12 protein-coding genes and 1 tRNA gene are annotated in these 11,961 nt (G+C 46.9%); 5 read left to right on the top strand and 8 right to left on the bottom strand.

The window, feature by feature from the left end; all coding sequences use genetic code 11:
* Positions 1–256 precede the first annotated feature (256 nt).
* Positions 257–1,264, top strand: coding sequence for an XdhC family protein (locus OSH01_RS05445; RefSeq protein ID WP_266123064.1), 1,008 nt, complete (start codon positions 257–259; stop codon positions 1,262–1,264).
* Positions 1,265–1,369: 105 nt separating this feature from the next.
* Positions 1,370–1,446, top strand: a tRNA-Met gene (locus OSH01_RS05440).
* A 391-nt stretch (positions 1,447–1,837) separates the two neighbouring features.
* Here OSH01_RS05440 and OSH01_RS05435 read toward each other — a convergent pair.
* The 3 genes from OSH01_RS05435 to OSH01_RS05425 are packed head-to-tail and all read right to left on the bottom strand — an operon-like array spanning position 1,838 to position 2,863.
* Positions 1,838–2,170, bottom strand: coding sequence for a helix-turn-helix domain-containing protein (locus OSH01_RS05435; protein ID WP_266123063.1), 333 nt, complete (start codon positions 2,168–2,170; stop codon positions 1,838–1,840).
* A 16-nt stretch (positions 2,171–2,186) separates the two neighbouring features.
* A complete protein-coding gene (locus tag OSH01_RS05430; protein ID WP_266123062.1) occupies positions 2,187–2,471 on the bottom strand; it encodes a helix-turn-helix domain-containing protein in 285 nt (94 codons plus the stop codon).
* A 5-nt stretch (positions 2,472–2,476) separates the two neighbouring features.
* Positions 2,477–2,863, bottom strand: coding sequence for a hypothetical protein (locus OSH01_RS05425; protein WP_266123061.1), 387 nt, complete (start codon positions 2,861–2,863; stop codon positions 2,477–2,479).
* A 543-nt stretch (positions 2,864–3,406) separates the two neighbouring features.
* Here OSH01_RS05425 and OSH01_RS05420 point away from each other — a divergent pair.
* Positions 3,407–3,607 (top strand): hypothetical protein, encoded by a 201-nt coding sequence (locus OSH01_RS05420; RefSeq protein WP_266123060.1) that lies wholly within the window; start codon positions 3,407–3,409, stop codon positions 3,605–3,607.
* 17 nt (positions 3,608–3,624) lie between these two features.
* Here the strand turns inward: OSH01_RS05420 and arfB are convergent, their stop codons facing one another.
* The 4 genes from arfB to OSH01_RS05400 all read right to left on the bottom strand — a co-directional run bounded on the left by arfB (position 3,625) and on the right by OSH01_RS05400 (position 9,387).
* Positions 3,625–4,044: an alternative ribosome rescue aminoacyl-tRNA hydrolase ArfB gene (gene arfB / locus OSH01_RS05415; protein WP_266123059.1), complete on the bottom strand. Its 420-nt coding sequence runs from the start codon at positions 4,042–4,044 to the stop codon at positions 3,625–3,627.
* Between the two features lie 224 nt (positions 4,045–4,268).
* Positions 4,269–6,236 (bottom strand): hydantoinase B/oxoprolinase family protein, encoded by a 1,968-nt coding sequence (locus OSH01_RS05410; RefSeq protein WP_266123058.1) that lies wholly within the window; start codon positions 6,234–6,236, stop codon positions 4,269–4,271.
* Between the two features lie 11 nt (positions 6,237–6,247).
* Positions 6,248–8,269 (bottom strand): hydantoinase/oxoprolinase family protein, encoded by a 2,022-nt coding sequence (locus OSH01_RS05405; RefSeq protein WP_266123057.1) that lies wholly within the window; start codon positions 8,267–8,269, stop codon positions 6,248–6,250.
* Between the two features lie 149 nt (positions 8,270–8,418).
* A complete protein-coding gene (locus tag OSH01_RS05400) occupies positions 8,419–9,387 on the bottom strand; it encodes an AraC-like ligand-binding domain-containing protein (protein ID WP_266123056.1) in 969 nt (322 codons plus the stop codon).
* 327 nt (positions 9,388–9,714) lie between these two features.
* Here OSH01_RS05400 and OSH01_RS05395 point away from each other — a divergent pair, with 327 nt between their 5' ends.
* The gene (locus OSH01_RS05395) at positions 9,715–9,909 is read left to right on the top strand and encodes a hypothetical protein (RefSeq protein WP_266123055.1); all 195 of its coding nucleotides are present in this window, start codon (positions 9,715–9,717) and stop codon (positions 9,907–9,909) included.
* 38 nt (positions 9,910–9,947) lie between these two features.
* Here OSH01_RS05395 and rlmF read toward each other — a convergent pair whose 3' ends face one another.
* Positions 9,948–10,889 (bottom strand): 23S rRNA (adenine(1618)-N(6))-methyltransferase RlmF, encoded by a 942-nt coding sequence (gene rlmF, locus OSH01_RS05390; protein ID WP_266123054.1) that lies wholly within the window; start codon positions 10,887–10,889, stop codon positions 9,948–9,950.
* A gap of 250 nt (positions 10,890–11,139) precedes the next feature.
* Between rlmF and OSH01_RS05385 the strand changes: the two genes are divergently transcribed.
* The gene (locus OSH01_RS05385; RefSeq protein ID WP_266123053.1) at positions 11,140–11,916 is read left to right on the top strand and encodes a DNA alkylation repair protein; all 777 of its coding nucleotides are present in this window, start codon (positions 11,140–11,142) and stop codon (positions 11,914–11,916) included.
* Positions 11,917–11,961: the final 45 nt, after the last annotated feature.

Below are 11,961 nucleotides of genomic sequence, written 5' to 3'. Positions count from 1 at the left end.
CCAACCGCAGTGTGGTGGATTCCATAAGGTTTAACTCTTTTTACGTAACCTCAAATACAGGCGCGCACCCTCCAGAAAGGCATTAAACCCAAAGCGCCCAAGTGCAACCTTATGCCAGGCCATGGATCTTGGTCGTTTCGTATGACTACACTCATAATGATAAAAACGAGGTGTAGTAGAGTGAGACGAGTGCTATGCTTAGCCTGCTACTCCAAACTATCTCTTCATCATCCCAAGCGTAACAAGTCCCACCATAATGGAAAATATTGATTTATTAGTACTAAGGGAATTACTGAATTGGCGCGCACAGCACAACGCTATATTAGTCACCGTGCTGCGCACTTGGGGCTCCTCGCCACGCCCGGTGGGTGCCATGATGGCTATTCGAGACGATGGCCGCGTGATTGGCTCAGTCTCGGGCGGCTGTATAGAAGATGACCTGATCAGGCAATATAGCCAAACCGGTGCAGTGGCTGCTAAAGCAGACGCGACACCGGAAATACGCACGTATGGCGTCACCACAGAGGAAGCCCACCGCTTTGGTTTGCCCTGTGGCGGCACGATTGAACTGTTATTAGAATATAACCCCGACCCCACCCTACTCGCTCAGCTTACCCACGAACTCGATAGTGGCAAGCTCATGCTACGGTCCCTAAACATACACAACGGCCTCGTACAGCTACAAAGAACCGTAAAGCCTGAACCCCTTTACTTTGATGGCGAATGGCTGCATATCGGGTTTGGCCCCAAATACCGTATGCTGCTAATCGGCGCCGGACAGTTAAGCGAATACTTAGCCACCATGGCACTGTTTAATGGTTTCGACGTCACCGTTTGCGACCCCAGACATCAATACAACCAAACATGGTCAGTAGACAAAGCAAAACTGGTCAAAGGCATGCCCGACGACGAAGTACTCGCCTTCAACCCCGACCCCCGCTCCTGCATCATTGCTCTGACGCACGACCCAAAACTTGACGACATGGCCCTACTCGAAGCCCTACACTCCCCCGCTTTTTACGTTGGCGCCATAGGCTCCAGACGCAACAGCGCAGCACGCCGTCAACGAATGATCGACTTCCTAGAGCAAACTGAGGAAACCCTTGCTGCCCTAAGAAGCCCTATTGGCATCTACATCAACAGCAAAACCCCAGCCGAAATCGCCGTCAGCATCATGGCCGAAGTCATCGCCACCAAAAACGCCGTCAACCTCCCCCTACACTCCAGCATAAAAACCGCCAAAGACCTCCAAGACTCCCTCTAACCCCACTCCAGCGCCAAAAAACACGTCCAAATACGAATAAACTTCAAATAAATCACAAAAACCACTTGCCAAGACAAAAAACCTTGCTATAATCATATTCTTTACGGCGCATTAGCTCAGCAGGTTAGAGCGACGGAATCATAATCCGCAGGTCCCCTGTTCGAATCAGGGATGCGCCACCAGAATTACTTAGTAGTATCAAGTACTTAGAGCCGACTTCATGTCGGCTCTTTTGCTTTCTAAGTCTGGCTTTGACCTAAACATGCCATTAGATGAATAGTTAGCCAAATGCGCACAATAGGCTCTAACCAAGAGTGTACTGGGAAAATTACGCCGCCATCATGCGCCTCAAATACCTCTAACTAAAAGGCTTCCGTGCTGCGATAACGTGGGCCAATACCGCTAAAGGGAGCCGAAAATAACGCTCACTTGCGCGACACTGGCACTTGGGCACGCTCAAATACAGCCACATCAACTGATTGCCTTGCCGCGTATGCTTGAGCCGACATTCGCTCATGCTCTTGACCCCTTCAGTGCTCTGGGCGCAATACACACACCCCCCGTTTGTTCGGTCTAGCTCACTGAAAGCGTCACAGGCCTACCAATGCGGCTCAGCATACCCACCAGAGCATCAATCGTGAACTTACTCGTTTTTTTGTTCACAACATCTGAAACTCGGGGACGCGGCACTATCAGAATCTCGGCTGCCTCGGCCTGCTTCAGGTGGTTCTCTTCCATCCACAAAGCCAGCTCAGCCATCAACTGCTCTTTGAACAACTGTGTATCATTTATTTGTTGCTTGGATTCGGCCTGCAGCCGTTTTGCCTCTTCAGGCGGAAAGCCCAGTTCGAGGAATATATTACTTCCTGCCTTTGTTGTATGGCGAATTTCAGTGTTGATATTCATTTAATGCTCCTGGCATTCACTCAAGCGCTTCGATCACCGCATCTGGATTACGCTCAATCACGTTCAAAAGGACTAGCGCCGGACCGCGTGGCGTCCTGTCGCCTCGTTCCCAGTGTCGTAGCGTGGCCGTGGAAAAACCAAACCGCGCCGCAAACTGCTCTTGCGTCATGCCGACCTTGGCCCGCACGACCTTTACATCCACGGACCGAGGCCGATGCACCTTGACACCGATCTCTTTTCCACGCGCGTGATCAATTGCTTCCTGCAGGCCTTGTTTGATGTTGTCGAATGCTTTGCTCATAATCATTATCCTTTCCAAATCTGTACCAACAGATCTACCAAACCTGCCAATTCGTTGCGCTCAGCCTGACTGAGATTGACCTTATCACCCTTGGCGAACAGCGTCAGAAGGTAAAGGGGCATGGCATCATCATGAAAATAGTAGATGCCACGTACGCCGCCAGTACCCTCCATCAGATCGCCCGCTGGCGGTTGGCCACATCGGGGGAACTTGCTTTTCGGGCGGCTGCCTCGATGAAATCTTCCACCACCAGCCATCCGGCCTGGGTTGGAAAAGATATTAATCACTCTGATTGTCTGGGCCAGCTTCAATGCCACGCGCTTCCCGCTAATATCCCAAAACACTACGCTTAATTGAAAGTCAATGAAAACACTTACATCAAGATAAATCAATAACTAGTTAATATTAAAGAGTGTTTATTGTCACACCAAGTTTTGTACAATCTCAAAAAACACAGTGTTGGTGGCATCATAATCCTCTGGCCCCTAGTCAAACAAAGAACACACCACAAGAAGGCCTAAACTCTTGCTTCATACATACAAATAGGTGAATGCACTCTACCTCATCAGAGATATAAAATGCTCTCCGCCATGAGCTAATTCGTGTGCTAAAAAGTGCTCAGTTCATAGCAGTAATTATTTGTATATGAACACGTTTACGCAGAATATATTACGTAAACGACAGAGCCTAACTGTAGCGCCTTGCACACTTTAACTATTGTGACGAAACATCAACTAGCACCGGACTTTATATAAGCCTTTACGCCCAATAAAGGCTGCCGCATAAACTGAGATAAAGCTACGCACCACAATCTGATAGAGGTTTTTATCCTATAAATATAAGATAAGACGATAATTGGTAGCCCATTCTGCCAACGAAGGCTATTTCGAATACATAATGACGGCTTGAACTAGATACACCTAGGGACAACCCAGATGATTGATCAACCAATCCAACTATTTATTAGCCAAGATGGCAAAGCTCAGCTTGAAGTAGCACTGAATCGGGATACTGTATGGTTAATCCAAGGCCAAATGGCCACGCTATTTGATACTTCTACCGACAATACTTATAAGAAAGACCCGTTACCCCAAACCGTCTCCGGGCATAGGCGTGCTGCCAATCCTCCAAAATAACGACTGTAATCAAAAAGTCAGGGATGTTTGATACGTGATCGAAACTGCTTGATTTGTGCGCGTGCGGTTTTTTGTTCTAATCTGCGTCGTTTGGAGCCCAGTGTCGGCCGCGTCGGTTTACGCGTTTTAGGAACAGTGGCAACACTATCAATCAAGGCTTGAAGTCGAGCTAATGCGTCTATTTTATTCTGTTCTTGTCGTCGACTATTCTGAGCCTTAATCACGATTTCACCTGCACTCGTGACCCGATGATCACTCAAAGTAAGCAATCGTGCTTTAACCAGTTCTGGTAACGAGGATGCCGTAATATCAAATCGTAAGTGCACTGCGCTAGATACTTTGTTTACATTTTGCCCTCCAGCGCCTTGCGAACGGATAGCAGTAAAAACCACTTCGTCCTCGTTGACCGTCAAATTTGGTGTGGAATGTTCGTTCATGCTAATAGTGTAGCGTGCGCAAACTTCGCAAAGTAAAAGATCCACCCAAACACCAGCCCCGTGGTGATAGCCTGCAAACGGGCGCAGCCTCCTGCTGCCGTTCTAGACCAGTAACTCCCTGGCTGGTCGGCCGTTAACACGGTTAAGCGGCCTCAAGCTTTTGGAGAAATATTTTCCGCGCTGACTGGATCTACCCTACGATCTAGATGCCACCAATAAAAGCGCTACCAATTACTGACAGTACGTAGCTCAAGCATTTCACGAAATTGGCGTGTAGTTTTAGGTAAGAGATCACCACTACCCCAATCCAAGATTACCCCGTAACGACGCACGACATCTAATTGATCAATTTCTCCTTGCTTGTATTGTTCAGATACCTCGCTAGGATCTCGACGGATCCAGCTTTTACGCTTGCTGCGAATCTCTTGACGTAAAGCCTCGGTAGCTTCCAAATCTATGTGATACTTGCAAATCTCAGGATCCAACGCCACCACAACCACACCATAATCTTTGGCAGCACGAGCAATAGATACATATTCATCGATAACGTCTTCGAGCACCATTTCAGGGTCGCGTTCTAATGGATCACCAAAACCACCACCGCCCGCAGTAGGCCGACTAAACATATCACCCTGATCTAACGCTACGTCTGAAAATACAGACCCAAGCCACTCTCGTTTGCCTGTCTCTTTTCTAGTTAGTGTTAAACCATGTGGCATAGAAGGAAGGCCCCCGTTAACCCCCCACACAATAGCTCTCTCACGATCACAAATATAAGAAATCACCGGATCTTCAGCTTGACCAATAATAGATGTTTTTACTACTCCTACGCCTCCTCGCCACTTACCTGGGCCAGCGGAATCAGTAAGTATTTGGAACTCGGTGGTTAACACGGGGTTCGCCCGCTCTTGGCCTTCAACCGGCTGCGACATTAAACCTACACCAAACGAGGCAGTAGTGACGTTACTACCGTCTTTACCATTGCGCCCGCCCCATCCGCCAGGCAACCAGTCATAGAACATAAAAGTCGGTTTACTGCTATGACGTTTATCTTTGCCACCTGCTAATAAATATTCAAGATTAAAAGCACATGCTGTGGCACGTTCTGGCATGACTTGCGACCAAATTTCATAAATAGCATTCATGATTTTTTCGAACGGCATTAAAAATCCAGTAACCGCTACGGGCCAGCTTGCATTAACAATGCTATTTTCGGGCGCTATCACATCAAATACACGATAAAACCCGCTATTTAAAGGTAAATCGGGAAAAAATGTTTTCATGCCCGCAGCAACTGCTGAGAAGGTTGAACCAAACGCTGAGTTATAGATAGACCCTATGGTGGGATGACTACCGCTAAAGTCATAGCTGACCTTGTCACCTTCAATGGTAAGTTTCACACGAATGGGGATTAAGCCTTCGCCCGACATGGGGTCCCTATCTATGAAATCTTGAGTTTCCCACACCCCATCCGGTAGTGCTTGAATGCGCTGACGGGCGGCGCGCTCTACGTAATCTTGTACCGCACTCATACCCTCTAACACCGTATCCACTCCGTATTTTTCACAAAGACGTATTATTTCTCGTTCACACACTTGAGTTGCTTGAGACTGTGAATGAATATCACCAATAATCGAAGCGGGGTCACGGGTATTTGACGCAATTAAATGAGCAATATCTTTACAAAAAACACCTTTAGAAAAAAGCCGCACAGGAGTGATACGCAAACCCTCTTTAAACATCTCGCGCGCGGTGACATCGAAGGAGCCTGGCACACTACCGCCCACATCAGACCAATGCCCATTGGACTGACTAAAGCCGATCAGTTGATCTCCCATAAAAATGGGGCGAATAAGCCTTACATCATTAAAATGTGTTCCGCCCGCGTAAGGATCATTAATGGCATACACATCACCTGGATGAATATCGTTTTCAAAGGCTGCTATCACTGCTTTACAAGTGAAATGCAACGTTCCTACGTGAACAGCAATATCTTGATTGCCTTGTGCCACAGAGTTACCTTGCGCATCGTGCAGACCACTAGAAAAGTCACGGTTGTAAATCACAAACGAATAGCAAGTTCTTAATATTTGTTCAGCCATTTGATCAACACTCGTAATGAACGAGTTTTTTAAGACCTCGAAGGTAACAGGATCTAATTGGCTTGGTAAATGAGCTGTTTCTGTATTCATGATGCGCCCTTTTATAAACGAATAATAATATTGAGATAAAGGTCAATTTCAGCCTCACTCGTAGGAGGCACCACTACTGTTGAGTCTAATTGCTCGATTACAGCGGGGCCCTGCAATACGAAACCAACAGGCAAATCGGTTCGCTTATACACCGGAGCATCCACCTCGCCTACGCCAGAGAACCACACGGATCGCCTGCAAATAGGCTCAGGAATAACATCTGTTGGCTCATATGTAGGGAGCTCTACTTTATTAACTAAACCTATCGCCTTTAAATTAAGTCGAAATACACTGACCGGCGCGTCATCACGATTGTAGTTATATTCACGTAAGTGCTCTTTATGAAAGATCTCGATCAATTGCGTGAGATCACCAACGGGACGAGGTGCAGGAATTGCTAATGCGCGCCACTGTCCTTGATACATCATGTCAATAGTGCGCTCCAACACGATCTTATCTGCCGCGACACCCTCATGCTCTAAATGCTCAATAGCCATTTTTTCTAGGCGTGAAAACTCTCTTTCCAATTCCTTCACATCGACGTTTTCAGCCTCCTTAATGTAACTTTCCGAAAAATCGTGCTGAATATTTACCAACAAACACCCTAAAGCAGACGCTACACCAGGGTTAGCCGGCACAATTACGGCTGGAATAGCGAGTTCACGGGCGACTTCAACCCCATGTAAAGCACCCGCGCCCCCGAAAGAAACCAGAGCGAAATCACGTGGATCATAGCCGCGGCTAATTGAGAGCAAACGAACCGCGTCCGCCATATTGGCATTTGCCACATCAATAATTGCCTGTGCGGCCTCATGCACCTCTAAACCAAAGGGATCAGCCACCGTATTTTTAATTGCTTGCCATGAAAGCTCTGGCTGCAAAGTCACTTGCCCACCTGCCAAACAAGTGCCCAAACGCCCAAGCACCACATTTGCATCAGTATTTGTAGGCTCTAAGCTACCGTTGCCATAACAAGCCGGGCCAGGAACTGCACCAGCAGACTGAGGGCCATTACGCAATGAGCCCGCCTCATCCTGCCAAGCTAAAGAACCACCACCAGCACCGATGGTAAGCACTTCGATACTGGGAAACCGAATAGGATATCCAAACTCAATATACCAATCATTCGTTATCCGAGATTGCCCCTCATAGGCCAAAGAAATGTCAGTAGAAGTGCCTCCCATATCAAGACCGATGGCATTTTTAAAACCACACAGCATCGCAATATGACGGCTTGCTATGGCCCCCGCGGCAATACCCGAGCCTGCTAAGCGCGCGGAGAAATGCTCGACTGCATCTGTAGTCATCACCCCACCACCACTGTGCAACAAAAGCAAATCACTGTTATAGCCACGCGACTTTAACTCGCGCCCTAAATGCTTGGTATAACTGACTACTACAGGACTTAACGCCGCATTAATGACGGTGGTGGAAAAACGTTCATGTTCAAAAATTTCGGGCATGACCTCGGAAGATAATGAGACCGCTACATCGGGCATCTCCTCTAGCAAGATGTCACGCATCTCACACTCATTTTTTTGATTGATGTAAGAGTTCATAAAACAAACAGCAATTGCTTTGACTTCTCGTCGTTTCAATATCCGAGCTACTTCGCGTGCCTTCTCCTTATTGAGTGGTATTACCACATTGCCTTCGGCATCAATACGCTCCTCAACAGCGAGACGGTCTCGACGTTTAACATGCGGCGGCGCCACATCTTTATACATATCCCAGAGGTCTTCTTTATTAGCACGACGAATCTCAATGACATCTCTAAACCCTTCGGTACAAACCATGGCTGTACGGGGTAAACGACGTGTAATTAACGCATTTGTAGCTACGGTTGTGCCATGAGTAAATAAAGATACCTCGTGAAGATTTACCCCAATTTTGTCCACAGCATTCAAAATCCCATCGATAGGACTGACAGTAGTTGAGGTTTTATCAATGGAAATATGTCCTGTTATTTCATCCAGAATACAAATATCTGTGAATGTACCACCTACATCCACTGCAACTCTTATATGTCTCATAACTAACTACTCCTCCGTGAAAATGACAAACACGCCCCTATCTCCTAATTATTAAAAAAGGAAATAAATTTACCAACAGTTGTTTATATTATTAACTTAGCAAGTGAATCTCTAAAAACTCACGTAATACCATCAATAACTAAAGAACCCTAAATTTGATTACTGCGTAATACCCGATCACGATATTTCGCCTTAGCCTCACTTGGGGCACAGCCAAAACGCTGTCTGTACTTCTGGCTAAACGTAGCAGGACTAGTGAATCCCCATTCATATGCAATTTCCGCAATACTTCTATTGGTTTTATCGTGCTGTATTACGGCATCAGCCAATACCAGTCTTTGCTCTTGAATTGTGCTGCTTACTGACCCACCTCTTGATCTAAAAAGCATATGTAAATAACGCAAAGAAATCCCACAAGCGTCTGCAATATCCTGAGGTCGTATCACTTGTTTAACGTGATCTCTAATATATTTATCTGCGCGACATAAATGAGCTGCTTGAACAGAAGTTAGTTGTGATGGCCCTGGTGACGATCCTGCTACAGCTAAAGCGAGTAAATCAACCAAATGTAAACCTATAGTTTGACGGGCATCAAAAGATAAACTCGTGAGACGGTCTGATACCATACGTACCATCTGTGCCATCAACTCACCCGCGCCCGCTTCAGCATCAAACGCTAAAGTAACTAAATTTTCAGGAAAACTAATACGCGTACCAAGTAAAGAGGCTGGTATTTTTAATACCCATAGACGATTAGCATCTGAATAACTTAACTTATAAGGAACATGGCTACGCTGTAAAATAAATGAACCAGGTTTACAGCTTACCTCCTTATTATTTTGACTAAAACAAATGGTCTGAATATCAGGAATAGTGATCAAATAGCTTTCATTACTTTCCTGGCGTAAATGCTCGTCCTTTCTCTGATACAACACAGCACTGGAGTCAAGACGAGACAATGAGACTTGGCCTAAGTCCCACGCATCAAGCGCGCCTGAAAATTGACTGTCCGTATTGAAACGTAAACTTAAAGGAAAGTACGTATTCGTAACAGCTTGATTCCAATAAAGTTTACGATTTTCTGGCTGCTCATTAACCGTTGTATAATGCAAGCTCATGATTACCTCCTCAGATAAGATGGCCAAGCAAGGTATACAAAAGGCCTTGGCTCACTACTTTTATGTTTCTTTCTTATTTATAGTGAGTTCATTCTAGTCAGCCCTACAGCTCCTTACAACAAAACGCTTCCTCTACAGCGCACAAAATCTTTAGTTTGTGCGCAATACTAGGGAAATCAATTAGCAATTGCCTTCTTTTATACGCAAAATACTCTAGTAAGCAGCCAGAACCACCTGCTCTTTGGCACTCAAAGCCAACTCATGACACTGGCACAGAGAATCAATCATTGCCATAATATCAAGTCAATTCCTCTTAATGATTTTGCTATGACTGAGTCTATTTTGCGTTTGGGCGCTGAAGTGAGCGTGGTGAATCGCGACCACTCTCTCTATGAACAGATTGGACGCTATCTAGGTGCCTCTGACATCCCTGGGTTAGACGGGTTGCATCGTATATGCTTTGACGGCAAAGTGGTTTTACTGAAAGAGAATGATTTTCGTACGCTCAGCCCAACTCTTTGATACAAGACTCGCGCTTACTCGGGCGTAATCTGCCCCAACTATCTCCAACGCTCGTTGCGCCAAGCTTTTTGTTCCGCGACGTCAAGATATGTCCAAGCGACGAAGCGACTTTGCTTTTGCCCTTGCGTCATTTCCACGGTTTTCACCTTAAAGGCGTTGGCCTTTTTTAAGGCAGACAACACGCTGGGCAAGGTAGAGGCTTTGGATACCAAGGTGCTGAACCAAAGCACTTGATGGCTTACCGTTGTACTTTCTTCTATCATGCGGCGTATAAAAAGCGCTTCGCCCCCCTCGCACCACAGCTCAGTGTTTTGCCCACCAAAATTAAGTGCAGAAACGGCCTGTTTGGGTGCCGCCTTGCCTAAACCACGCCATTTACGTTGGGTGCCACGTAAGGCCTCGTCCTGCGACGCATGAAAGGGAGGATTACACAGTGTCAGATCAAAATAATCGTTAGCGCTAAGTAAGCCTTGAAAAATGCGCTGCGGCGATTTCTGCTGACGCAGTTTGATAGCAGTAGCCAAACCAGAATTAGCGTGAATAATAGTGCGTGCAGAGTTCAGTGCCATCGCGTCGATATCCGACCCCAGAAATTGCCACCCATATTCCGCATGACCAATTAATGGGTAAATAGCATTGGCACCCACACCAATATCAAGGACACGTACAGCAGCACCTCGGGGAATGATTTGCGCATTGCTACTGGCCAACAGATCGGCCAGATAATGCACGTAATCGGCTCTACCTGGAATAGGCGGACAGAGATAGTTCGCAGGAATATCCCATTGTTCGATGCCGTAGAAGGACTTCAACAAGGCGCGGTTTAGCGTTTTGACAGCCTTGGCATCAGCAAAGTTGATGCTTTGATTGCCGTAAGGGTTCAAAAAAACAAAAGCGGCTAGGTCGGGTGTAGCGTCGATGAGCGCGTCAAAATCGTAACGACCTTGATGACGGTTGCGTGGATGAAATAGAGCCGTCATGTTGCTACAGCTTCTAATGGAAAAAAGATCATAAAGATAACGGGTGTATTCATTAGGTAGTAGCAGTGTACTCACTTATTGCTTACGCCATGTAGTGGCGATGCTAACCACTGAATGAAACTCGATGTTCTCGCAGACAATACGCATATAATTGGCCACCATATTATAAGGTGCTAACAAGCCAACAACTAAGCACCTTGTCCAACAAGGTATCCGGTAACCTAAGCACTTCTCGCCAAAAGGCAGTCCAATGAATAAAAACGAACCCCGTAAAGGCGCCAGCCGGGCCGCCGATATTCCAGCCGATGTGTTGCAAGCTCTATCCAATGGCGAACTACAAAGCGCTACTCTCACTGAAATACTGGCACTGGATCAAACTCAACTGTTACGCACCGTATTTCCCTCGTTGTCATCAGCGGCACAAACGGCGGCCGAAACCGCCTCACAATTCGGCATTCTCAAAAGAATGACGGGAATAGGAGCCATATTGCTAGATGAGCTAGGCGCAGCGGGCATCGACACTTGCAGCGCCCATCACTCGGACACGGTGCGCGGCTGGGCCTGTTTCATGATCGGATCACAATCAGGATTAGATCTTTCTGCGCGGCTGGCCGCGATTCAACCCTTAGCCGACGACGCGCATTTCGGCGTGCGCGAATGGGCCTGGTTAGGAGTACGCCCGTACCTGATAAAAGAGCTAGATACAGCCATCAGCCTTTTAGCCGCCTGGACGACTTCGCCTTCCGAGCGTTTGCGACGCTTTGCTAGCGAAGCCCTACGCCCTCGTGGCGTGTGGTGCGCTCACATCCGCACGCTCAAACAAGACCCGGAACTAGCACTGCCCATCCTATCGCCCCTAAGAGCCGATCCATCCAAGTATGTCCAAGACTCTGTCGCCAACTGGCTTAACGATGCTGCTAAGGATCAACCCGCTTGGGTACGTAAACTGTGCGCGCAATGGTTACAAGGTGAACCGCCCCCTGCCACATACCGTATTTGTCAGCGCGCTTTGCGTAATCTTAAATAAGGGAAAAACTTGCCACACTCGCGTATGAGTCAACACTGCCTACTG

Origin of the sequence: Alcaligenes endophyticus (assembly GCF_026344035.1) — a bacterium.
Lineage (GTDB): Bacteria > Pseudomonadota > Gammaproteobacteria > Burkholderiales > Burkholderiaceae_B > Alcaligenes > Alcaligenes endophyticus.
Note: the sequence above shows the minus strand (reverse complement) of the source record. Positions and strands in the feature narration are given on the sequence as shown.